Source organism: Psychrobacter sp. 2Y5 (genome assembly GCF_051847375.1).
GTDB lineage: Bacteria > Pseudomonadota > Gammaproteobacteria > Pseudomonadales > Moraxellaceae > Psychrobacter.
In genome coordinates this window covers 121,365-145,690 of record NZ_JBPYDA010000003.1, presented here as the reverse complement: position 1 = coordinate 145,690, position 24,326 = coordinate 121,365, and the positions used below count along the sequence as shown (strand labels likewise).

The 24,326-nt window shown below is 44.5% G+C and carries 21 protein-coding genes; 10 read left to right on the top strand and 11 right to left on the bottom strand.

Annotated features, from left to right (window positions below; translation table 11 throughout):
* Positions 1 to 193: 193 nt before the first annotated feature.
* The 4 genes from folP (at position 194) to ACS8E3_RS04250 (ending at position 3,054) form a co-directional block, all read left to right on the top strand.
* Positions 194 to 1,096, top strand: coding sequence for a dihydropteroate synthase (gene folP / locus ACS8E3_RS04265; RefSeq protein ID WP_439241582.1), 903 nt, complete (start codon positions 194 to 196; stop codon positions 1,094 to 1,096).
* 128 nt (positions 1,097 to 1,224) lie between these two features.
* Entirely contained in the window at positions 1,225 to 1,500 is a 276-nt protein-coding gene (locus ACS8E3_RS04260; RefSeq protein WP_439241580.1) for an FAD assembly factor SdhE, read from the top strand.
* 70 nt (positions 1,501 to 1,570) lie between these two features.
* Positions 1,571 to 2,038, top strand: a complete 468-nt coding sequence (locus tag ACS8E3_RS04255) for a protein YgfX (protein WP_439241578.1) — start codon at positions 1,571 to 1,573, stop codon at positions 2,036 to 2,038.
* 287 nt (positions 2,039 to 2,325) lie between these two features.
* Positions 2,326 to 3,054, top strand: coding sequence for a YidB family protein (locus ACS8E3_RS04250; RefSeq protein ID WP_439241576.1), 729 nt, complete (start codon positions 2,326 to 2,328; stop codon positions 3,052 to 3,054).
* A gap of 159 nt (positions 3,055 to 3,213) precedes the next feature.
* Here the strand turns inward: ACS8E3_RS04250 and ACS8E3_RS04245 are convergent, their stop codons facing one another.
* The 3 genes from ACS8E3_RS04245 to trmB all read right to left on the bottom strand — a co-directional run bounded on the left by ACS8E3_RS04245 (position 3,214) and on the right by trmB (position 7,446).
* Positions 3,214 to 4,413: a regulatory protein RecX gene (locus tag ACS8E3_RS04245; RefSeq protein ID WP_439241574.1), complete on the bottom strand. Its 1,200-nt coding sequence runs from the start codon at positions 4,411 to 4,413 to the stop codon at positions 3,214 to 3,216.
* Between the two features lie 53 nt (positions 4,414 to 4,466).
* Entirely contained in the window at positions 4,467 to 5,540 is a 1,074-nt protein-coding gene (gene recA, locus ACS8E3_RS04240; RefSeq protein ID WP_439241572.1) for a recombinase RecA, read from the bottom strand.
* Positions 5,541 to 6,594: 1,054 nt separating this feature from the next.
* Entirely contained in the window at positions 6,595 to 7,446 is an 852-nt protein-coding gene (gene trmB / locus ACS8E3_RS04235; RefSeq protein WP_439241570.1) for a tRNA (guanosine(46)-N7)-methyltransferase TrmB, read from the bottom strand.
* 485 nt (positions 7,447 to 7,931) lie between these two features.
* On the opposite strand from trmB, the gene ACS8E3_RS04230 reads away from it, so the two are divergent.
* Entirely contained in the window at positions 7,932 to 8,861 is a 930-nt protein-coding gene (locus tag ACS8E3_RS04230; RefSeq protein WP_439241568.1) for a DUF2628 domain-containing protein, read from the top strand.
* A gap of 3 nt (positions 8,862 to 8,864) precedes the next feature.
* Here the strand turns inward: ACS8E3_RS04230 and ACS8E3_RS04225 are convergent, their stop codons facing one another.
* A complete protein-coding gene (locus ACS8E3_RS04225; protein WP_439241566.1) occupies positions 8,865 to 10,751 on the bottom strand; it encodes a monovalent cation:proton antiporter-2 (CPA2) family protein in 1,887 nt (628 codons plus the stop codon).
* Positions 10,752 to 10,816: 65 nt separating this feature from the next.
* Positions 10,817 to 11,521 (bottom strand): hypothetical protein, encoded by a 705-nt coding sequence (locus ACS8E3_RS04220; protein WP_439241564.1) that lies wholly within the window; start codon positions 11,519 to 11,521, stop codon positions 10,817 to 10,819.
* A 217-nt stretch (positions 11,522 to 11,738) separates the two neighbouring features.
* On the opposite strand from ACS8E3_RS04220, the gene ACS8E3_RS04215 reads away from it, so the two are divergent.
* On the top strand, positions 11,739 to 11,975 hold the full coding sequence (locus ACS8E3_RS04215; RefSeq protein WP_439241562.1) for a hypothetical protein: 237 nt from the start codon (positions 11,739 to 11,741) through the stop codon (positions 11,973 to 11,975).
* A gap of 36 nt (positions 11,976 to 12,011) precedes the next feature.
* Here ACS8E3_RS04215 and ACS8E3_RS04210 read toward each other — a convergent pair whose 3' ends face one another.
* The 6 genes from ACS8E3_RS04210 to gmk form a co-directional block, all read right to left on the bottom strand.
* A complete protein-coding gene (locus tag ACS8E3_RS04210) occupies positions 12,012 to 13,190 on the bottom strand; it encodes a cation diffusion facilitator family transporter (RefSeq protein WP_439241560.1) in 1,179 nt (392 codons plus the stop codon).
* Positions 13,191 to 13,360: 170 nt separating this feature from the next.
* Positions 13,361 to 15,616 carry a primosomal protein N' gene (locus tag ACS8E3_RS04205; RefSeq protein ID WP_439241558.1) on the bottom strand — a complete coding sequence of 752 codons (2,256 nt, stop codon included), beginning with the start codon at positions 15,614 to 15,616 and terminating at the stop codon, positions 13,361 to 13,363.
* A gap of 240 nt (positions 15,617 to 15,856) precedes the next feature.
* On the bottom strand, positions 15,857 to 16,237 hold the full coding sequence (locus ACS8E3_RS04200; protein ID WP_439241556.1) for a RidA family protein: 381 nt from the start codon (positions 16,235 to 16,237) through the stop codon (positions 15,857 to 15,859).
* 51 nt (positions 16,238 to 16,288) lie between these two features.
* Positions 16,289 to 18,469: a RelA/SpoT family protein gene (locus ACS8E3_RS04195; protein ID WP_439241554.1), complete on the bottom strand. Its 2,181-nt coding sequence runs from the start codon at positions 18,467 to 18,469 to the stop codon at positions 16,289 to 16,291.
* A 311-nt stretch (positions 18,470 to 18,780) separates the two neighbouring features.
* On the bottom strand, positions 18,781 to 19,041 hold the full coding sequence (gene rpoZ, locus ACS8E3_RS04190; protein ID WP_353102829.1) for a DNA-directed RNA polymerase subunit omega: 261 nt from the start codon (positions 19,039 to 19,041) through the stop codon (positions 18,781 to 18,783).
* A 302-nt stretch (positions 19,042 to 19,343) separates the two neighbouring features.
* Complete coding sequence (gene gmk, locus ACS8E3_RS04185; protein ID WP_439241552.1) at positions 19,344 to 19,970, bottom strand: guanylate kinase; 627 nt, start codon at positions 19,968 to 19,970, stop codon at positions 19,344 to 19,346.
* Between the two features lie 256 nt (positions 19,971 to 20,226).
* On the opposite strand from gmk, the gene ispH reads away from it, so the two are divergent.
* The 4 genes from ispH to ACS8E3_RS04165 all read left to right on the top strand — a co-directional run bounded on the left by ispH (position 20,227) and on the right by ACS8E3_RS04165 (position 24,252).
* Positions 20,227 to 21,183 (top strand): 4-hydroxy-3-methylbut-2-enyl diphosphate reductase, encoded by a 957-nt coding sequence (gene ispH / locus ACS8E3_RS04180; RefSeq protein ID WP_439241550.1) that lies wholly within the window; start codon positions 20,227 to 20,229, stop codon positions 21,181 to 21,183.
* Positions 21,184 to 21,280: 97 nt separating this feature from the next.
* Complete coding sequence (locus ACS8E3_RS04175; RefSeq protein ID WP_439241548.1) at positions 21,281 to 21,526, top strand: hypothetical protein; 246 nt, start codon at positions 21,281 to 21,283, stop codon at positions 21,524 to 21,526.
* 71 nt (positions 21,527 to 21,597) lie between these two features.
* Entirely contained in the window at positions 21,598 to 22,413 is an 816-nt protein-coding gene (locus ACS8E3_RS04170) for a thioesterase family protein (protein WP_439241546.1), read from the top strand.
* A gap of 318 nt (positions 22,414 to 22,731) precedes the next feature.
* The gene (locus tag ACS8E3_RS04165; protein ID WP_439241544.1) at positions 22,732 to 24,252 is read left to right on the top strand and encodes a catalase; all 1,521 of its coding nucleotides are present in this window, start codon (positions 22,732 to 22,734) and stop codon (positions 24,250 to 24,252) included.
* The last annotated feature ends 74 nt before the right edge of the window (positions 24,253 to 24,326 follow it).

Genomic DNA, 24,326 nt, shown 5'->3' with positions numbered 1-24,326 from the left:
TTTTGGGTTAAAATTTAGAGATTTCATTCATCAGTGACGTTATTTTGGAAAAAAATCTGCGCTCAGTTTTAGCCGTCTCAAAGGTTTGAGAGACTTTAGGTATACCGCTAATTTACTGATATGATAAGCTAAAAATTTGAGTTAAGAATTAATAATTGTTTATCTGTAAATCGTTATCTATATGGGATTTATTATGCCTTTGTTTCAGCCTCTACCGGCTTATAGTATCAGGGTACGTCACAAAACTTTAGACTTATCGAAGCCGCAGATTATGGGTATTTTGAATGTTACCCCAGACTCGTTTTCTGATGGTGGCCAGTTCAATGCTATAGATAGTGCCCTGAGTCGAGCGCAGGAAATGATCGCAGCGGGTGCGACTATTATCGATATTGGCGGTGAGTCAACACGCCCGAACGCTGAAACGGTAGCGACAAGTGCAGAGATTGAACGCGTCATACCAGTAGTCAAAGCCATTCGCACACACTGTGGTGATGAGATATGGCTGTCGATTGATACCAGCAGTCCACAAGTGATGGAAGAGGCATTCGCGGTTGGCGCAGATATCTGGAATGATGTACGCGCTTTAAAGCGTGAGGGCGCTGCTGCCATGGCCGCTCAGTTGCAGCTGCCGGTGATGCTGATGCATATGCGCGGTGAGCCAACTACTATGACCAGCTTAGCGCAATACGATGATGTTATTAGCGAGGTTATAACAGAGTTAGCAGCGCGTGTAGAGGATGTGGTCAGTGTCGGGGTCAAACGTGCTAATATCATCCTTGATCCAGGCTTTGGTTTTGCCAAAAACTATGAGCATCATTGTGCGTTGTTGACCCAACTAGCAAGCTTACAAAGCTTAGAGCTGCCGCTGATGTTTGGCGTTTCACGCAAGCGTTTTTTGGCAGAAGTCCTCAACCATAGTAATATTGAAGCAGTGCAAAACTCACCAGCTATCGAACGTGATACGGCAAGTACTGCTGCGGGTTTATTTGCGCTGCAACAAGGCGCAGGTATTATTCGTACCCACAATGTGGCGATGATGCAGCAAGCCGTAGCACTTTGGCAGCAGCTCACAGACTATAATAATTTATCAGCTTAGCTTAAACGAACGATGCTTAATATTTTTGTGAGACAGAGATAAACTAAGTTCGTTTTCGAACAAACATTCATCATACAATTAACAACCGCTTAAGCAATAACCGCTTGTTAACGACTAAAGAGTTATCTATGACTACCCAACCAGAGCCTACCACTGAGCAACGCCGTATCATTTATCAAGCCCGTCGCGGCCTCAAAGAGTTAGATTTTTATATTGATCCTTATGTTAAGGAGCTTTATCTGACGGCTGATGTTGCTGAGCAAGCCACCTTTGCTGAAATGCTCACTTACGAAGACCCTGACTTACTAGATTACTTTACCAATCAAAGCCAACCGGAAGATGCCGCAGTTTGGGAGTTAGTGAATAAGATAAAGACTTGGCGTCATAGTAAGCACTTAATGTAGCAGGTACTTAGCTGCGTTTTATAAGTACCAACTGCTTGTCGCTATTTTAATTAACGTACTGGATAATCAGATGGCAAGGTCGTGCTTATCGCTACGGATTGATACCCCTATACAGCCTACTAGTTATTTACGGTCTTTATCGTATGGCAGTTTGGCGGCTATCATTGTTCTATTGGCATGGTTAGCGAAATTATGGCTTTGGCAGTATGTGCTGATTTTGCTCGTAGCTGCTGCTGTTATTAGTTATTTGGCCTTATCTAAGCCAATCTTAATACATCTCAGCCAACCTCCTATTAGTCAGCGCGTCGATCTTGGTTGGCAGCTGCTGATGCGTACGGGGCGCGCTGATGAGCTATGGCAAGCTAATCTGTCTACAGTTCATCAGTTTTCATGGTTAATACATTTAACACTCGTTATGACTGAACCTTATCAGCGTCCCTTTACAGTAACCATATTTCGCGATCAAGTGGGCGCTGAACAGTGGAGACAACTGTGTATTTTGGCTAACAGTATCGATGGCACTACTCAAAGCGACTAAACCGCCAAGCTGCTCTCAAGTAGGTAATCGATTGCAAACCCTAGATCTATAGTCAGTTCAAAATAAAGTTGTTATAAATTTGAACGCGCTACTGGTATAAATTTTACTTGCGTGCTGTTATCACAGAGGCTGCGTAAAATTCATCCCAGCAGCGCTATGACACTTTTAAAGTAATTCGACTATATAAAATACTAGACGATACAAGCCATAACAAAACAACCCTCTAGCGGTAGAAATGGATTTGTTATATTAAGGAGAAGTAAAAAACACCATAACAGGAGAGTTTTATGAGTTTATTAGGGAATTTAGTCTCACAAGTTGCCCGTAGTGCGATGGATCCAAACGATGCACAGCGTAACCCAGTCAATCAGCGCACAAGCCCGCGCCGTACTGGCGGTCTTGGCGATATATTAGGCAGTGTGCTAGGCGGAACGGCCGGCGCTAACAACCAAGCCGGAGGCTACAATCCGCAGCGATATGATCGTCAGCCAGACAATGGATTTGGTTTAGATGATCTATTAGGCGGCTTGACTGGCGGCAGTCAGCGCGGCGGTATGAGCTCAGGAGCAGGCGGCCTTGGCGATATCTTGGGAAGTGTACTAGGCGGTTCTCAGCGTAGCCGAAGTGGTTTTGGCGGTAAAGGGATGCTGATAGCAGCGCTTATGCCGATGGTGCTTAGCTGGATACAGCGTAATGGTGGCTTAAGCGGCGCCTTATCGAAAATCACTGGTATGGGTCATGAGGCGCAGGCGCGCTCTTGGCTGAGCAATAGTGAGCTCAATGATAATTTAGATCCTAATGAGGTCAATCAGCTGTTTGATGAAAGAGAGATCCAGCAAGTAGCCGCGCAGACTGGTGCTAACGATAGCGAAGTGCGGCAAGGATTAGCAGAGCTACTCCCTGAGGTGATGAATCAGCTAACACCAAATGGTAATTTGGATAATGAAAAAGAAGCCAATCAAGAGATTGATGCAATTATTGGTCAGCTATCCAATCGCTTAGGGACGCTAAAATAATTGTCGGCTTAGCTAGTGGCAATGCCTTTTAAAGCAATGTGTTTAAAAGAAATGTCTTAAAGGATAAGGTAGCTGGCGACAATCTGGTTGTCGATAATATAGCGATTAAGTATAAAAAAGGAGTACTTTTTGGAGTGCTCCTTTTTTGCTAGTTGTATTCTAAAACCTCTCTTCTAGAGTCTCTAGCGTATAGTTAAGCGCCTGAAAGCAGACATCCATCTGAAAACCGCGATACTGCAAAAACCTGAGCTGTTTAGCTTTGTCTTTTTGTTCGACAGGTATATCATCACCATACTTCTTAGTGCGAGCTTCTACCGCAAGCTTAAGCCAGTCAACACCTTCAACTAAACTGTCAGCTTCTGCTACAAACTCCCGAAACTCTTCAGACTCTGCATTTGCAATATCGATGAGCTCATCGATATTGCTTGGCATAGCTATTTTCTTCTTATAAAACTCCTGCTTGATACGCTGACGGCCGCGACCTTTACGAATGTTTTCGCGAATGAGCATCAAGGTAGTGCGATAGTCACTTTGATAGCCTTTTTCTTCAAACTCAGCGAGTAATTTATCGATACTATCTGGATCTTGCTCTTTATCGATAAGCTTTTGTTTGAGCTCCGCTTTGCCATACTCTCGGCGTGAGAGATAATAAAAAGCCAGCCAACGCAAACGGCTTTCGGCCTTGATAGCATCGATCTCGGCCTGTTTTTGTGCAGGCGTACGCAAGTAAGCTTTTAGCGCTGAGGGTAGGTTGTCCATCTCACTAGCACTTAGTGCCGCTATAGCTTGGGTAGGGTTATTGTCACTAGCTATTAGCGTAGCATTGGTGGTGGTTTGTCTAATACCAGAGTGACCGCTGTTGTCTTTACCATTAATAGGGTCAGCGCGGTTAACTGGCTTATCTGTATGAACTTCACGCTTAACCTCAGCTAGCATCTGCTGGATAGTTTGTGAGTCTGGTGGTACATAGGCGGGCGCGTCGTTAGGCTCAGCTATAAAGGGCGCTGCCGCATGGAAACGTTTTTTACGCTTTTTGCGCTTGGTAGCTCTTGGCTTAGAGGGCTGATTAGCATCAGAGCAGTCATTAGCGAACAAGCTATCCTCGCTATCGTCTAACGAGGCGTTATTTGTTTTCTCCTCAAAGAGTGTATCGGAGGTATTTTTAGCAAAACTGTCTTTAGTAGAGGCTTTATCTAAGCGCTGCGCTTTTTTTGACTTTCTGCGATTAAATAACTCGCTCTGCGTAAGCTTGGCAGGTTTTGAGGTTGTTTTGGATGGCGATTTACTTTTATCGCCAGCAGAGCTAGCCGAATCGGAGTCCGATTCGGCTAGTATTTGGGCCAATGTTTTAATCTGCATTTTTAACCTATAAGATAAGATACTAATAAGTTAGCGATTGTCGATAGGCAAAGCTACTGTATAGGATCAACCTGTAGATCTTGCGCCTCATTGCTATCTGCGGCTACCTCATCTTCCTCGACTCTGTTATATCCCGGTACACCAAGCTTTTCAGCGCGTATCTTAGCTTCGATCTCCTCAGCCACGGCAGGATTTTCTTTTAGATAAAGCACCGAGTTAGCTTTACCTTGACCGATTTTTTCGTCGCCATAGCTATACCAAGAGCCTGCTTTTCCTACTGCGCCAATCTCAACGCCTAAGTCGATGACCTCAGCTAAATGGTTAGTTCCTTCCCCATAAGTAATTTCGAACTCAGCTTGACGGAAAGGGGGCGCCATTTTGTTTTTGATGACTTTGACACGGGTTTGGTTACCGATGATCTCATCACCGTTCTTGACCGCACCAATACGGCGAATGTCCATGCGCACAGAGGCATAAAACTTTAGCGCATTACCGCCAGTAGTGGTCTCAGGGCTACCGAACATCACGCCGATTTTCATACGGATTTGGTTAATAAATACCACCATACAGTTGGAGCGCTTGGCATTACCGGTGATTTTGCGTAGGGCTTGACTCATCAAGCGTGCTTGCAGACCCATGTGCGAGTCGCCCATCTCGCCTTCAATCTCAGCGCGCGGCGTCAAGGCGGCAACCGAATCAATAACAATCATATCGATAGCGCCTGAGCGCACCAACATATCGGTAATCTCAAGCGCCTGCTCACCATTGTCAGGCTGTGAGATCAACAAGTCATCGGTGTTGATACCAAGCTTACGTGCATAAACCGGATCAAGCGCATGCTCAGCATCGATAAAAGCACAGGTCCCGCCTTGCTTTTGACACTCGGCAATAGTTTGTAGCGTCATAGTGGTTTTACCTGAGCTTTCAGGGCCGTAAATCTCAACAATACGCCCTTTAGGTAGGCCGCCGATTCCTAGTGCAATATCTAAGCCTAGAGAGCCTGTCGAGACCACATCGACATCCATAGCAACGGAATCATCACCTAAATGCATGATAGTGTTTTTACCAAATTGCTTTTCGATTTGTCCTAGTGCTGCTTTGAGTGCTTTAGCTTTGTTGTCGTCCATAATGGACTCCTTTTAGTAATGAATGATGTACAAGTAATGTTTTAAGATATAGGAATTGCTAAATGAGTAGGGGTAGTCTTTATGAGCCCAAAATAGTCGAAACGATTAGGACCACGACTTAGATATCTATCTTTACTATACAGTAAAAAAAATAGGCTTAGCAGTAAAATTAAGTTTAGGAGGCTTGAGTAATAAGCTAGCTAAATCATTAAATAATCGCGGCTCATCGGCTTAATTAAAATCTTTAGCTAAAGGCTCTTAGCCAATAAAGTCAAAAACAGTTTTAGAATAGAAAGTGCTGCTTGTGGTTTGTTTCAATTTTTGTTAGTGAATTAGATAAGGCTATTATAACAAAATCCAAGTCAAATAATGAGTTTGCCTAAGGCTAGACGACAATAGATGTCGCCTAGTTTTTGTAATTTTAGGGTGCTTTTATACCGACTAAATCACCCTTAACTCTGCATAAACCAAGAACATTTTTGCCCCGTTTTGTCAATAGCAAACCGAGTTGTCCACAGCAAAAAGATAATAAAAATCTGCTAGCTGTGAAACATGAGTCGCCATTAAATTATTTCTTAAAATAATTAAAAATAAATTTTTATAGTTTTGAATTAGTCGTAATACATTGATTTTATTAATAAAATAAATTGTATGAAAAATAACCAATTTTACCTAAAGCGTTAAGCTATCGACTCAAACTCTTGTCAAGTACCTAGTTATCCACAGGGTTATCCACAGCTTCTGGGGAGAACTCCGCAACCCCTTGTACTATCAATGTTTGCGCAGATTCTAAAATTAGCAGCGACTAATAAGTAGCCACAATAACACCTAATATATCTCCGATATACAGGGTCGAGAGTCCTTCCATTGCAAGGTTTCACATGTAGTGAATCCTATGATTAAGCTGTTTTTTAATAAAGATTTTAATACTCTTAGCTATTTTGACTTAAGCTTTCGATAGAATAGCCTAAAATGAAAAAACGACTGTTAGTAACAGTCGCTAAGGGTATTCAAATAAGATTCGAAATGATAAATTTAAAGAGTCTGATGACGGCTAGTTCTTAGTATAAATCAAATCCCATACGCCGTGATCACGGTCGATACCGCGGCGCTCAAACTTAGTCATCGGCCGGAAGTCAGGGCGAGGAGTAAAGTTGCCTTTGCCAGCTTGATTGCTAAGTTCTGCAAAGTTATCGAGTACCTCAAGCATCCAAAAAGCGTAATGTTCCCAGTCCGTAGCGGTATGAAACCAGCCAGCGGGTTTTAAGGTGCGAGTGACAATCGCCATACGCTCGGTACTGACAAAGCGGCGCTTAAAATGACGCTTTTTGCGCCAAGGATCTGGGAAGTAGAGCTGAATGCGATCGATATGATTCTCAGGGAGTTGTTTGAGTAGCTTTATGGCATCGCCGTTAATGATCTTGATATTAGTCAAGTTTTGTGTGCCTGCCATATAAGCGCATTTACCGATACCAGGCTCATGCACCTCAACGCCGATGAAGTTACGAGTCGGATCGGCTATTGCCATTTCAATCAATGAATCGCCTAGCCCAAAACCTATCTCTAGAGTAAGCGGCGCAGCACTACCGTTTGGGCTATCGGCGAATAAAACGCGCAAATCGTCAATGCCGTCAAGATTGCCATCGCCAAAGCTGTTATTGACTAGATACTCTGCAAACTTAGGATCAGTTAATGCTTGTTCCGCGTTTTTATTCATATGCGTGCGGCGCTTCATAAAAGTATTAACGATACGAATATGCTTATCGTTATTTGCCTCTAACTCGTCAGCTGTAGATGCAGTATTAACGACTTCAGAAGGGTTATCGTTGGTATTCTCTAATGAACTATCTACTGGGCTGGCAACTGGAGTATCGATAGGGTTATCGGAGGGGGTTTGTGGACTCATAATATAACTAAGACTTTATAAAAAGTAGACAGGTATTATAAGTTAAATCTATGGGGTTTTTAAGTGAAATATAGCTAGCAGAAAACCAAACATCATCTACAAGGTTTGTAGTGGTATTAATAGGAATTGCATGGGCTCAAAATGCATACCTCAAAACTGACTATCATTTGACTAGCGGGTACATCCAATTTAGCAATATAGTCAATTGAAAATAAAACAGTTATAGATTTAGACGCGCTACTAGGATAAATTTTACTGGCGTGCTGTGTTCCCAGAGGCTGCATAACCTATATTTAAAAAAAGCATCCGGTAGCGCTATCCCATTTTTAAAGTTTGCCAACTATATCTTATAATAACTACGGACAATGCTAGTTAGCTTAAGTCATGTCCTAAATTATCTTTCTTTTTATGAAGGTACCTGTTAATACTATCTTTTGCTCTTTATTCAAAAGCCCCAATTCTTAGAAAACAATAGAGCCACTACTATGTTATTTCTCGAAAAGGATTCGCCACCACCCTTTTATCAAGAAAAGCTAACTGCTGCTCGGCGTAAGCAGCTGGATCAATGGTTCATTGGTCATCGTACCCAAGACTATTATCTCAAGCGCTTTGCACAGTTCGATGAGCAAGGTTATTTATCCCCTAAATGGCATTGGGCAGCTTTTTTTATTACCTTTCCTTGGCTGCTCTATCGCAAGCGTTATATGGATGCGATTGTCTATAGTGTCGCGGGTTGGTCCTTTATTCAGCTGACTATTACGATTGTTTTGGTGTTTTTTGAATTTGCGGCGATGTCCTTCATTCCGGATGCTTATCAGATGCCAGTAAGAGTTGCGATAGCGGCTATAGTTTGGTTTTATTGGTCGTTTATAGTGGCGCGCTGGACGGATGCCTATTATTACCGAATGGCAAGGCGTGAGATCGCCGATGCTTTAGATAATCATCCGCGTGATGAAGCGGCGCAAAAAGCGATGCTACGGCGTGAAGGGGGCGTGAGCTTATTTGGCTTAGGGCTGGGCTTTGCTATTTTTGCTTTTGCTTTGACTGTCATTAAGGTGCAGTTTTTGCCCATTATCGCGAAGCCAAAAGAAAATGAAGTCCTGTTCGATGCTTATGACATAACCAAAACCGCGCAAAATCAAGTGGCCTTAGCTTATCAGCAAACAGGGCGCTGTCCTACTGAGCTGCCAATAGCTATTAGCAATCCAAAAATAAAAGTAGCCATTAATACGCAAACGCCAAGCGTACCAGAGACCGACTGCGCAGTGACAGGCACTATTCAAAACGTTAGGTTTCCACTGCGCTATTTGAACGGGCAGACACTAGTGTTTTACCATCTGCCAAACGAGGATAACTGGCGCTGTACTAGCTCGTTAAATGAAAAACAAGCGCCTGCTTATTGCGTGGCTAATTAATCATTAGTTTTTTGAATGGGGTAGAGGTTCTTGATTTTTATCAATCGGTGTGGCTTGGTTTTTAAGCTCTTCATAAAACTCGCTTAGATCCATTGTGCGAGCCTTACCAATATCCTCATCGAAGAGACTCTCAAGTTCTGCCATTGCCGATTGCGCCGATTCGATCATACTTGCTTCGTCGTCATAGATGGCTTGCTGGCGTTCTATCAAATCATCGTCATAATCGCGGAAAGTCTGTACCGTTTCGCGTGCTTTTTCAGGGGATATACCCAATAGCTGCAATGATTCACGTGACATATCTAAGGAAGACAAATAAGTCTCGCGCCAAATATGACGGACCCCAACCTCACGCAAACGGTAATAGTGCTGCCTGTCTCGCGCTCGCGCTAGGATAATCAAATCTGGATAATTCTTGTGTAAATATTCAGCAGTCGTGATAGAGCGCTCTAAATCATCGATAGCTAGAATAAACAACCTTGCTTTATTGATGCCAGCGGCGCGTAGAATCTCGGGGTTTTTGGGGTCGCCGTAATAGACTTGGTTACCGAATTTACGTACAAAATCTACTCGATTCGCTGAGCGTTCAATGGCGGTAAATTCAATATTATGCATGCGCAGCACTCGACCAATAATCTGTCCGATACGGCCAAAACCGGCGATAATGACTTGATGCTCATGATCAGGAATGGTGTCGTACTCTCGCCTAGGCTTACTCTTAGCGAATAAAGGTTCGCCTGCTTTTTCGAGTAATAAAAACGCGAGCGGCGTTAGCGCCATGGAGATAGTCACCACCAGATTAAGTGTGTTGGCCAGCTCTGACCGCAAGACATTTTGCGCGCTTGCTACACTGAATAATACAAAGGCAAACTCGCCGCCTTGCGCTAAGGTCACCCCAAGCCGGATGCTCGTCGGCCAGCGATTACCTGAGATTTTTGCGATAGCCGCTACTACGCCAAACTTGATGACCATTAACGCTATAGCACAGCCAACGATAAACACCGGTTTGGCGAGGATAAGCTTGACATCAGTCAGCATACCCACCGACATAAAGAATAGGCCTAATAATAAGCCCTTAAAGGGCTCGATACTGGCTTCTAACTCGTGACGATACTCTGAATCCGCCAATAGCACACCAGTCAAAAACGCGCCTAACGCCATCGAGAGTCCGATCTGCTCCATCAAAATAGAAACGCCCATGACGATAAATAACGCTACAGCCGTTAGCAGCTCAGTTGCGCCGCTAGACGCCACGAACTTAAAGAAAGGTCTGACGATATAACGACTAGAAAAAATCAAACCAGCAAAGACGGCGAATACTTTACCAAAGTAAATCAGATCATAGCTTTGTTCACGTACCCCAGATAAAAAAGGAATCACGGCGAGTAGCGGAATAACCGCAATGTCTTGGAATAATAGAATAGTAAAAGCTTCGCGGCCATGCGTGCTGGAGAGTTGCTGTTTTTCGGTCAAAATTTGTAGCACAAACGCGGTAGAGGAGAGCGCTAAACCAAAGCCGACAATGAAGGCTGTATCAAGCTGTAATGAGAAAAACTGATATAAAATCGCCATTAACACTATGCCGGTCAGACCGACTTGCAGACCACCTAACACAAAGATTGAGCGGCGCAGGGCCCATAGACGAGAAGGCTGCAATTCAAGACCGATGATGAACAGTAGCATCACCACGCCAAATTCAGAGAAGTGTAGTAAGCTTTCAGCATCACCCGCAACATCTAACGCGCTTGGGCCTAATATCAAGCCGGTAATCAGATAGCCCAAAACCGTAGCGATACCGAAACGTTTACCAAGCGGTACAAACAGCAGCGCTGCTCCCAAAAAAATAGTCGCTTGTAGCATTAAGTTTGGAGAGCCGGCGGCGGCTGCGAACATAGTAAATCCTTAGCAATCAGTATCAAGGGTATCAACATGGTTAAATAAAATAGCAAAAAGGCGATTTATTTTTTTCGATAAACTTTCCATACTGAGTTGTCCGCAATTGGGTTGCTATAAGCGTCATTGCGGCGCTTACGCGGTGTCTGCCGACTATCCACGATCTTAAAATCTGGCAGTGCATGGACAATCAGGCCGGTACGATAAAAACGAACGCGCTCAGGCTCTAGCATCTCGCCTTTGTTATCGCGGCAAAACACATAGGCTCGTAGATCGATAAACTCTCGATGGGCAACTAACCTAGCTTCATCATCTGCCTCGAATACGGCAGTCATACGCTCAATCTCTTGCGCAGTATAATCACCGCATTTATCAATCAAAGCGCTGACTGAGCCAAAGCTTTTGGATTCTTTGGCACGGGTTTTGGTCAGATGTAAGCGCTGCACGCTAAAAATAAACTGCGGAATCTCAAGGCTGGCAGGTAATGGTAAATGGTCAGGGGGCATATCCGCGGCAGGATAGAATTCCTTAGCACGCTGCAATAGGTTTTGCCAGCGCTGCTGATAAGCTTGTACCTCATTAAGGTTACCCTCAAAGATAGGCATATCGCGAATTTGCCGTAGAATATCAGGTGGAAACTGCTCATTACGAAAGCTGGAAATATCTTCTTGTAGCGTTGATAGCAGAACTTTAGCCTGCTTTTTGCCGTCTTTTGAGACAGGATCATCGATGTAGTCGGGAGCAACAAAAGGTGCTGAGCGTCTAGACATGGCAATAGCTCATTATTAAGAATTGATAAAGCTGCGATCACTACTAAATAATAGCAAAAAGCGGCTCATTATAGATATAATTATCATTATTATAACCACATAAACGGCTATAAGTTTAATTTAGTTCTAAATTTAAACCTTTATAATGATTGATATAGTCTATTCACTTTAAAAATGACATAGCGCTACTGGATTAGCAATCGCTAGCAAAATTATCATGAATATCGTCCGTACCTTACTCATATCTATATTAGCATTAGCCTTTGGGTTTTGGCTCGTTATGGCATCAAATATGGGGCCAGCTTATTTGCCACAGGTAATGAATGGAAGCTTAGATATTTGGATAAGAATGCTGTTATTGGTATCTGGCTTAGTGATTTGGTTAACCATTGTCATCTGGTTGATAAGAATTATTTACCGCTACCTTGCCAAACTGATTAAGACAGTTAAATAAATTTTGCTAGCTAAATTTTTGTTCCCAGATTTTTAGTTAATGATTATGACCAATATGTCCAGTATCACTCAGTGCACGCTCAGAGATATCGCAGACTAGCGTGTCGCTGTGAGCCATAGTCTGAGGATGCGATAGGCTCTCGACCTGAATGGTCGCATGACTAATCCCCAAATCCTGCAAGCGCTGTTCAAGCTCGCTAATTAGCACACTAGCCTCAGTAATGCTCATCTCACCATTGACCACCACATGACAAGATAAGGCATTCAGACCGCTAGTAATACTCCAAATATGCAAGTCATGAATTCTTTGGACTTGCTCATGATCGAGCAAGCGCTGTTCAACCGATTCTAACGAGATACCTTTTGGTGTGCCTTCCATCAGAATATGCACCGAATCACGCACCACTCGATAACCGCTGATCAATATCAAAACAGCAACGATGACCGAAGCGAGAACATCAGCCCACAGCCATCCAAATCCTATCATCAGTAGCGCGGCAATAATAGCAGCGACTGAGCCCATCAAATCACTTAAGACATGTAGATAGGCGCTTTGCATGTTCAGATTGACAGGCTCTTTAGCGTCAGAAGGGTTTTGTTTTTCTCCATGACTATTTCCGTTATGACTGTGTCCGCTATGGCTATTTCCGCTATCGTCACTACGGCTACCACGATGCATCAGCCAAGCCACTAATATATTGACGAGCATACCGATAGTAGCGATGATCAGCATGCCTTGGCTAGCGATTTCGGTCGGGGTGTTGAAGCGCTTGATGGCTTCCCAAAAAATCATCAGCGCAATAATCACTAAGGTTGCGCCATTGACACCAGCGACTAAAATCTCGAAGCGCTTATAACCAAAAGTCTTTTGATGAGTCGCCGCTTTTTCACCGATTCTAAAAGCCATCAAAGTCGCACCTAGCGCTACTGCATCGCTGAGCATATGACCGGCATCTGATAATAACGCTAAGCTACCCGTCAGTAAGCCGCCAATAACTTCGATAAGCATATAACCGGTAATGATAATAAAACTAATCAATAGCGTGCGCTGATAGCCTTTGGTATCTCGCGGCGCGGTAGTCTGCTCTAGATGCTCGTCATGATCATGCTGGTCTTCATTGTTGTAGAGATAATGTTCAGCCTCATTATGAGCCTTACTGTTAGCACTATTATCAGTATAAGGCTTATGTTTAGGGTTTGAATGGTCGGCACTCATTAGTCTTCTCACACTCAAAGCATTTGATGGGAAATCGATGACTTAGAATTTAGCATAACTGACAATAAGAAGCTGTAACGCTGCCGTAACGGCTAAACCTTATACAATATAAAAAACAAAGAGGTATGGAGAAGATAAGGTAGACAAGACACCACAAACGCATTAAAAAATCACCAACCGACAGGATCAATATCTAAGGTCAGCTTGAGATATTTAGTACTAGGTAAAGCCAGCACAGGCTGCCACCAGAGCTTGAGAATGTGATGCAGCTGCGCCCGCTCTTTGGCTAATAATAACAACTGCGAGTGATAACGGCTGTTCTTTTTACTCATCGGCGCATCAATAGGGCCGAGAACCGCCAACTTATGACCTGTGGGTAAATGTGCCACGGCGTCTTTTAGCGCTTGCGTGGTCGCCGCCAAAGTCTTGCCTTCACAGCGAATTAAGGCGGCATGACTAAAGGGAGGTAAGCCCATCATTTTGCGCTCTTGTAATAGCGACTGCGCAAAGGAATAATAGCCGTCCTTGACCAGCTTAAGCAGTAGCGGGTTGTCAGGTTGTAGCGTTTGAATTAATACGCGCCCGGCCTTGTCGCCACGACCCGCTCGACCCGCGACTTGAATCATCAGCTGCGCGGTATGTTCAGGCGAGCGAAAATCCGCGGACAAAAAGCCTCTATCGGCATTGGGCAAGCAAACGAGCGTCACATTAGGAAAATGATGACCTTTAGCGACCATTTGCGTGCCGACTAAAATCGACGGTTTACCTTCATTAATACGCTGATAGATGTTCTCCCAGCTGTCTTTACCCCGAGTGGTATCACGATCGATTTGAATAATTGGGTATTGTATTTTACTGGTTTGCGGATTAGCAAACAGCGCATGTAAGTTTTCGCTAAGTCTTGTCGTCCCCATACCTTTGGTATCTAAGTTTTGACTGGCGCAATCAGGACAACTGCTTGGAATATAAGCCTGCCAATCACAGTGATGACACTTTAAATAAGAGTTTCTCTGATTTTGGCGACTGTAATGCACTGTTAAATGCGCATCGCAGCGTGGACAATCTGCTTGCCAGCCACAAGCGGCGCAAAGTAACACGGGGGCGTAGCCGCGACGATTTAGAAATATTAAGACCTGATCGCCAGCTTCGAGCGTTTGCCGAATAGCATTGATGAGATCGTGGGTCAGACCAGTATCATAGTTTGCGCCATCGTCTCCAGTTTGCTGATGAGTAGTTTGCAGGCGAGCATCAATCAGCTGCATGGCCGCAGGTGTGGCACTGCCGGGGCGGGACGTTAGCTGAGACTCTGTCAGTTTGCCATCTGCCACGAGTTTTAGATGCTCAAGCGTTGGAGTCGCGGTTCCGAGCACTACGGGGATCTTACACTGAAGGCCGCGGTATAGCGCCACATCTGCGGCATGATAGCGCAGCGTATCTTGTTGTTTATACGAGCCATCATGCGCTTCATCAACAATGATCAGTCCTAAATTGGCAAAAGGATACAGCACAGCTGAGCGCGTACCGATGATGATTTGTGCGTGCCCAGTACGGCAGTCTTGCCAACCTTGCAGTCGATAAGTATTGGTCATACCTGAATGCAGCAGCACAATTTGCGCGGCAAAGCGACTGGCAAAACGTGCCCGTGTCTGCGGCGTTAAGCCAATCTCTGGCACCAGTATCAGTACCTGCTTACCAGCTTCTAGCACCGCTTGCATCGCTTGTAGATAGACTTCTGTCTTACCGCTACCGGTAATACCATTTAGCAAAATACCTTTATACTGCTCAGCGCTATGGGCGGCAACAATAGCCGTCACTGCGAGCTGCTGCTCATCATTAAGATCAAGCGGCATCTTCGCTAAACTCACTGGCTTAGGCGCCGATTTGTGCTCAATGTAGCGCTCGATTAAGCCTTTGTCTTCTAGCGTCTTCAAAAAGCTGCGCTGCATTCCTTCTAATAGCAACACATCTTCGCTCGCCCCGTGCTCGCCATGCAGCTTTAGCATATCGAACTGCTGTTTTTGCTTGACCGCATTGGCATGAAAGTCAGCATCAGTGACGTGCGGCAAGATCCGCCAATGGGTAATCAGTAAGTCGAGCGGCTTACCTTGCCGTACTAAAGTTGGCAGCATTACAGCGAGTACATCGCCTAAAGGGTAATGGTAATAACTCGCGAGCCAGTGCGCGAGGCGAAGCATAGCACTATCGACGATAGGCTCAGCATCTAAGCACTGAGTAATAGGTTTGAGCTTACTTGCCGGAACATTGCTATCTGCTTGTACAATTTGCGCAATGACGATACCGATGAGGGTCTGCCTACCAAAAGAGACTTCGACACGGCTACCGATTTTGGGCAAGGATAAGTCTGCAGGCACGCTATAGTCAAAGACTCGATAAAGAGGAACTGGTAGAGCAACTTGGACTAACATAAACGACGCTCGCAGCCTTATTAATAGTTAAATTATGGGGATTGATTGCTAAAAGTTAAGTGAAAAATACCAATAGATGAGGCGCTAATTTTACTTTTACGTAATATAAGCAGCAGAAACAGGTAAGCCCAAATTGCCGTTATCGATAACCGCGCTTTGGGCTTAAGCTTTTTTAACTTTATAGGGCTGGCTTTGGCCTTATGACTTTAGCTTTAAGGGTTTTAGCCTTGATGATATCAGTTATTCTATATACATAATCGACTCAATCTCGACTACACCGCCTTTAGGTAGGGCGGCGACTTGTACCGCAGCGCGAGCAGGGTACGGCTCGCTTAGATTAGCAACGAACACTTCGTTTAGCGCCGCAAAGTCGTTCAAATCGGTCAAGGAGACATTGAATTTAACGACATCATTGATAGTACCACCAGCCGCCTCACAAATCGCTTTTATGTTTTCAAAAACTTGCTTAGCTTGCGCCTCAAAGCCTTCTTTTAGCTCCATCGTCTCCGGGTCAAAACCAAGCTGTCCTGAGATGTAGACGGTATTACCAATCTTTACCGCCTGTGAATAAGTGCCAACAGCAGCTGGGGCTTTATCAGTTTGGATAGTTTGACGGCTCATGCTCATTCCTTATATTAAGTCAATAGTGGTGAAGTTATTTGGATAAATTTGTTATAGCTGATACAGCCGCATAATATTAGGGAAACCTAACAGCGATCTGAGCTCACGTATACCTTGGGCTAAGTGCACACGGCTGCGAACAACTACATGGACGATAGTATCACTATTACGCACATCGATCGTTTCTACACCGATGTTTAACTGGCGCAGATGATAAACCACTTCGCTGATTTGCTCATCGCTTAGCGAAATGGAGAGCTTGAGATAAGCTGGAAAGCGTATCTTATTACTGACATCATCAGATTCGTTTTGTTTAATCGCTTTATCATCGCGCCACCTTAGCTGAATGATTTGGTAAGGATTGTCCTTACGTATATCATCTAGCGAAAAACACTTATGCCGATGTGCCACTAATCCATGCCGTGATAAGTGGCCAACAATAGGGTCGCCATAAATAGGATGACAACAATTGGCAAAATCAAGCTCAACACCAGCAGTATTGACGATCAGTTGTTGCGGCTGCGAGGCTTCATTGCCAACCGCTTGCAAACTTGCCATCTCATCGCTGAATAAGCGTGATACGACGAGCTGCGGCAATAAGGTGCCAGAGCTTATTTGCTCAAACAGGGTGTTTTTATCGTTGAGACCACGCCACTCAAGTAGGTTATCCCACTCACAGTCGTGCAAGTCATCTAAGCTTTTATTATAAGTTTTTAGTGCGCGATCTAGCGCTTGTTGTCCATGACGCTGTTTTTCACTCGTTGTTAAGTCTTTAAACCAGCGTAGAATTTCTTCACGAGCCTTATTAGTTACCACAAACCCAAGCCACTCCGCTTTAGGTTCAGAGTCACTATCGACTTCGATTTCGACTAACTGTCCGTTTTTGACTACTGTACCGAGTTTGGCTTTTTCATTGTCTATATTAGCACCGACTGCGACATTACCGACCATGGGACCGACGGCATAAGCAAAGTCGAGCGCGGTTGCGCCTTGCGGTAGCTCATAAGCCCGACCTTGCGGACTATAGCAGAGGATCTTACTAGAATGTAGATAGTCCATCAGCTCATTAATAGTAGACACCGCGGCCGTAAAGTCAGGGTTATTCTCACTTAAGGTTTCTTCATCAACCAGCTCTTTCATATTGCGTAGTGAGGCCTGAATCACCGATTGACTGACATCAGAGGCGTGCTCAGCGCCGATCACGCCTAGACGTGCTGCATGCTGCATCTTTTTGGTCATGATGATTACTTTGATACAGTCATTGTCACGCTCATAAAACAAGGTCAAAGATTGATTGCCGCCTGGCAGTGGGCGGCGAATATTGTCTTGAATATGGGCGTCTTCGATTTGATATTTTTTGATAAGGTAATAAGCCAGCTTGTCACAAGCCTCTACTGTATCGAGGACAATCTCAAAGGAATAATGTCGAAGTAAGGCACTAATCTCACCGCGGTTACGAAAGAATTGACGGTACATCGTCACACGATTGTCTAGAATCTTGACGTGACCATTTAATTCCAAATTGTTTAATACCACAATCAGATAACGGTGGATAGCTTCTTTTTGAAAATTACGTCCAAGACCATGTTGCAACAGCTTATCAGAGAGCTTGTTATACATCACTGGATTAAGATTACGGTAGCAGAGCACCTCAATATAATCAGCAATATCGTTGATACCCATTAAGCGTGCGAAGGGCACATAAAAATCTAAGGTCTCTTGCGCGGTGGCACGCTGCTTTTCAGAGCTGACTGCATCGAGCGTTGACATATTGTGCAGACGATCGGATAGCTTGATAATTAAGACACGCGGATCTAACAAGGTGGCAGTCAGGATCTTATGAAAGGTCGCCGCTTTGTTTTGCTGTTTGTTATATTTTGAAGATTTAAGCTTAGTGACACCATCAACTAATTTAGCGACCACTTTGCCATAACGCTGCTCAATCTGTTCGCCAGTTACGTCGGTATCTTCAACCGTATCGTGCAAAATCGCGGCAATAATCGTATCTCTGTCTAAACGAAAACCCGCCAAAATCTCAGCAACAGCAATAGGGTGGGTAATATAAGGCTCACCTGATTTGCGTTTGTCCTTGATATGAGCGATATCACCGAACTCACAAGCATCGATAATGTCACGGCGATCGTCACTACTTAAGTACCCAACCGAGCGCAGCAAATTATATTGAGCCTCGTCCACTAAACGATGACTGAGCTTGGGAAAGGTTTGGCTCATACAGGATTGTCCTATAACTGAGCGCCTATCATTGGGCGCCTATAGCTTGGCAATGGATTTAGCGGCTATTGTTTTGCTAAACAAAAAGACCAGAAATGAATAAAATAAACTCCAAGACGAGTTTGGTTCTCCACCCTCTAATTAATCGTAAATTACCTACAATGTCAACCACTAAGCGCATTCACTCTGTAAATAGCAAAAAACAGTTTTTTAAATCATAAAAACCACAGCTTAGTACTGTGGTTTTATAGCGCTATGCGGGTGTATCAGCAGCTATTTTAGCTTAAAAAAGCCTATCTTTATAAGATTTTTTAAAAGCTATGATCGCCTGATAAAGCTAGATCCAATGAGCTAGTGGCAAAGCTATGCTCAGGTTGGTTTAGGATATCGCGGGTGATTTTGCCAGCGGCGATCTCACGCAGTGCCAACACCGTTGGCTTGTCATTATCGACTTCAACGAGTGGCTCAGCAATACCTTTTGCCAGTTGGCGAGCGCGTTTGCTAGCGACAAGTACCAGCTCAAAACGGTTGTCTACATTCTCTAAGCAATCTTCAATCGTGACACGTGCCATAGTTAATTACCTCAGTGATTTATGATTAGCAGATAGTATCGATGTTATAAATAATATACCAATAGGTCGCCTGCTAATGTATAGGAGCAGAAATATAGAAAGATATAGGGGAAGTAACTGGCTATTATAGCATTTTTTCGCCAGTCGCGTCATAGCTTTTATACTAGGTTATCGAAACCTTAAAGTCGCTATTATCACTTAAGCTATTATTACATAAGCTGTTATTACATAAGCCACTGATACGTAAGACACTAACAATTAGAATATTAGCACTTGAGCCGTACTTAAAAGCGGAGCTAAGGCTATACTTCACTCTCATTAGTCAGCAAAGCGTTGATAATACGGCGATGATGGCGTTGCTGACGATTAAGCGTTTGTCTGTCAGCGACGATTATGGCTTTAAGCTCAGTTAGCGCCACTTCAAAGTTATCATTAATAATCACGAAGTCAAAATGTACATATTGCGCCATCTCAGTAACGGCGCCGGCAAGACGCTGCTCGATTACCTCAGCGCTGTCTTGAGCCCGGCCCGCTAAGCGCTGGCGTAGGGTTGAGAGGCTAGGCGGTAAGATAAAGATCATAGTGGCATCGGTAAATATCTTTTTGACTTGCAGCGCCCCTTGCCAATCAATCTCCAATATCACATCGATACCCGCCTCTAGCTGTGCTCGTACGCTTGCCTCTGCAGTGCCATAGTAGTTGCCAAATACCTCAGCATGCTCTAAAAATTTGCCTTCGCCAATAGCGGTAGTAAATACCTCTTTGTCGATAAAATGATAATGATGACCATCGATCTCACCTGGACGAGGCGCACGAGTAGTGTGAGAGATGCTGACAGTCAAGTCATTAGTGGTCGCAAGTAGCTGCTTAACCAAAGAGGTTTTACCGGTACCAGAGGCCGCGGTAATAATAAACAGTGAGCCTGTCATAAGTATCCCAATAAAGTAATGATAAGTGTTTTTTTCAATAGAGTAGATAATAGCGTCGGCAATTATAATACTGATACGATAGCATTTTAAAGCGTAATGAGAATATATTATGATAAAGTAGGGGTGGGTGCGTTGAATCTATGTATTTGTGCCCTGATAACAACTATAAGCAATGATTTAAGCACTAATTTAAGTTTGAGCACTGATCTTAAGTGCTAAACCACTGATTCTAAATTATCTAATGATAGGCTGTCTTATGCAAATTTATCTTGCCAATCCACGCGGGTTTTGTGCTGGCGTGGATCGCGCTATTGCGATTGTCAACGAAGCGCTGACTCGTTTCGAGCCGCCCATTTATGTGCGCCATGAGGTGGTGCATAATAAGTTTGTGGTCTCAGACTTAGCCAATCGTGGCGCGGTATTCGTCGAGGAGCTAGATGAGGTGCCTGATGGCGCTATTGTAATCTTTTCTGCGCATGGGGTGTCAAAAGCGGTCGAAGATGAAGCCAGTCGCCGCGATCTTACTGTGTTCGATGCCACCTGTCCGTTAGTGACGAAAGTACATATCGAGGTGGCGAAGTTCGCCCACGAAGGGATGGATGCGGTACTGATTGGGCATGCAGGACACCCAGAAGTTGAGGGCACTATGGGCCGCTTCAATCGAGGGCATGGTGGCCATATTCATCTGGTAGAGGATGAAAAAGATGTCGAAGACCTTAGCGTAAGAGACGCTGAGCGCTTAGCTTTTGTCACCCAAACGACCTTATCAATGGACGATACCGCAAGAGTGATAGACGCGCTTCGCAATAAGTTCCCAAGCATTCAAGGGCCGCGAAAAGATGATATCTGCTATGCCACTCAAAACCGACAAGATGCAGTCAAGGACTTAGCGGGTCGCTGTGAGGTAGTGCTAGTCGTAGGCTCGCCCAACTCATCGAACTCCAACCGTCTACGTGAGCTTGCCGAGCGCATGAATTGTAAGGCCTATCTCATTGATAACGCTAGCGAAATGAAGCAAGTTTGGTTCGATGGCGTAGAAGCGGTAGGGGTGACGGCGGGCGCTTCAGCTCCTGAAATTCTCATCCAAGAGGTACTACAGCAATTACAAGATTGGGGCGGCAAGCAGCCTGATGAGCTCTCTGGTATTGAAGAGAATGTCACTTTCAGTCTACCAAAAGCTTTACGTATTCCAGTGACTGAGGTCGGGAAGTAAGAGCCAACGGATAGTAGTTGTAGATAACCGTTCATAACCTTTAACTACTTAAAAAATTAATAAAAAGCAATTCAAATCTTGATAAAGAGCAAATAGGATGAAAAAAGGTAGAGCGAAATTTGTATTGGCGGAAGCTAGTCTCGCTGAGGTCAATAAGCAACTAAAGATCAACTGGTTGGTCACAGCGGTGGTTATCGCCATACTTGCGATGAATATTATTCAGTTTATGCAAGTCAAAAGCTTCTTTTATGCGGCGCTAACGGCACTGATGATATTTTTACTTTTTTTTATTACTAAAGCGCGTCATATTCTCAAATTAAGGAAGCAAGAACTTAGTCAATAAGGTACTAAAGGCACTAAAATACAGGTGCCGTAATAGCCAAACGGAAATGCAAATAAAAATATAGGACAGCTATGTCAGCGTATTACCACTTTAGCAAACGCGAGCAGCAGCCAGATGGCACTTGTATCGCTTATTATCAACCGACCAAAAATGTTCAAGGCGCTTGGAACGAGCATGAACAGCACATGGCGCCAGCGACAGGGCTGCTCACTTATGAGCTGAACCATTTCAATCCGCAAGACAATATGCGTATCGCCCGTATTAGTCTTGATATTTTGGGATTGATTCCGCTTAGCGACTTTACGATTACCACCCGCTGTATTCGACCCGGCAAAACCATTGAGCTTATCGAAGCGGTGATGACTAGTCGCGGCCGCGATTGTATCATTGCGCGCGCTTGGCGACTACTCACCCAAGACACTAGCGAGATCGCAGGTCTTGAGGATGCGCCAGCCATGCATCAACCCGAAGCGCTGCCAGTTTGGGAAGGCATGAAACAATGGCCGGGTGGTTTTATTGAAACGGTTAGTTTGGTCGCCGAAGCGGATCGCCGTTCTGGCAAAGGTATGGTGTGGATCACTAATGAGACTGATATGATCGAAGGCGAGGCGACCAGCGATCTAGTGAAGCTATTAGGCATGGTCGATACGGCTAATGGTGTGGTACAAAGACTGGGTCTTGGGCTGACAAAGCTTGAATGGATATTTCCTAATACCGATCTGCAAATCCACATGCACCGAGCGCCAAAAGGAAAGTGGCTTGGGATCGAAGCGGTACAACAATATGGCGACGATGGTATTGGCTTAACTAGCGCGGTGCTGCATGATGTGCATGGTCCGTTTGGTCGTAGTGAGCAGATTCTCACTATTCGTCCGATGCCCAGCTAATGCGATGACTGGTTCGTGATAGCTAGCTGATTTTAGCGGCTGGGCTACTAAATTTTATCTTATATCAGTACCCTGTTAATACCCTAAAGGATGGCTTCTACGCTGTCCTTTTTTATGCGGTTAAGTAACTGAGCGTTGATGCTAATTGAGAAACGCTCTAACATGATGATTATTAAAATAAAACTAAAAGATACAATTAATTCATTATACAAATGAAAGTGGTTCAGGTGTAATAAGCACTAGCAACGAGTTTCTAAGCAAGCGTTAGAAAGCATAAGAGCGCTTATACTTTGACTAACTATTTAAAGGAATAATCCGATGAGTGATAAGAAATGCCCCTATAGTTCAACGCCGCTGACCATGAGCAATGGCGCCCCAGTTGTTGATAACGAAAACAGTAAAACGGCTGGTAAACGCGGCCCGCTTTTAGCAGAAGATTTATGGCTTAACGAAAAGCTTGCTGATCTCAACCGTGAGATTATCCCGGAGCGCCGTATGCACGCCAAAGGCTCTGGCGCCTTTGGTACTTTTACCGTGACGAATGACATCACGAAATATACGCGCGCTGGAATCTTTGATGAAGTCGGTAAACAAACACAGATGTTTGCGCGCTTTAGCACCGTAGCTGGTGAGCGCGGCGCCGCTGATGCTGAGCGTGATATTCGCGGTTTTGCCTTGAAGTTCTATACTGAGCAAGGTATCTGGGATATGGTCGGTAATAATACGCCGGTATTCTTCGTGCGTGATCCGCGTAAGTTCCCTGATCTGAACAAAGCGGTAAAACGTGATCCGCGTACTAATATGCGCTCGGCAACGAATAACTGGGACTTTTGGACTTTATTGCCAGAGTCATTGCATCAAGTAACCATTACTATGAGCGAGCGCGGTATTCCAGCCTCTTACCGGAATATGCACGGCTTTGGCTCGCACACTTATAGCTTTATCAATAGCGCTAATGAGCGCTTTTGGGTCAAATTTCATTTCGTCACTCAGCAAGGTATTAAGAACCTAACCGATGCTGAAGCCGCTGATATCATCGCGAGCAACCGCGAAAGCCATCAAGAAGACTTGCTCAATGCTATTGATAACGGCGATTTCCCAAAATGGAAAATGTATGTGCAAATCATGCCAGAAGAAGAAGCGGATAATGTACCTTACCATCCGTTTGATTTGACCAAAGTCTGGCCAAAAGGCGACTATCCACTCATCGAAGTGGGCGAGTTTGAGCTCAATAAAAATGCTGACAACTATCATCTCGATGTTGAGCAAGCGGCGTTTGCTCCAAATAATCTTGTGCCTGGTATCAGTGCTTCTCCAGATCGTATGTTGCAAGCACGCTTATTTAGCTATGCAGATGCTCAGCGCTACCGCGTCGGGGTCAATCATAAGCAGATTCCAGTCAATAAAGCCACATGCCCTGTACACAGTAACCACCGTGATGGTCTGATGCGTGTCGATGACAACTACGGCGGTCGTCCGCACTATACACCAAACAGCTTTGAGCAGTGGCAAGAGCAGCCGCAGTATGCTGAACCGCCTTTAAAAGTTGATGGCTATGCCGAGCATTATGACTTCCGTGAAGATGATAACGACTACTTTAGTCAGCCGCGTGCGCTATTTAACCTCATGAATGAGGAGCAAAAGCAGGTATTATTTGATAACACGGCAAGAGCGATGGGCGATGCGCTAGACTTTATCAAGTATCGTCACATTCGTAACTGCCATTGGTGTGAGCCGGCTTACGGCGAAGGCGTTGCCAAAGCACTAGGTATGAGCGTTGAAGATGCGCTAGCCGCTCGTGATAGCGATCCTGCTCGTGATTTGCCAAGCTGCTTGTAGTTGATTATTAGCTTTTGAATCAAAATATTTTAAGAAGTAACCACACCGCTTAAGGAAACTTAAGCGGTGTTTTT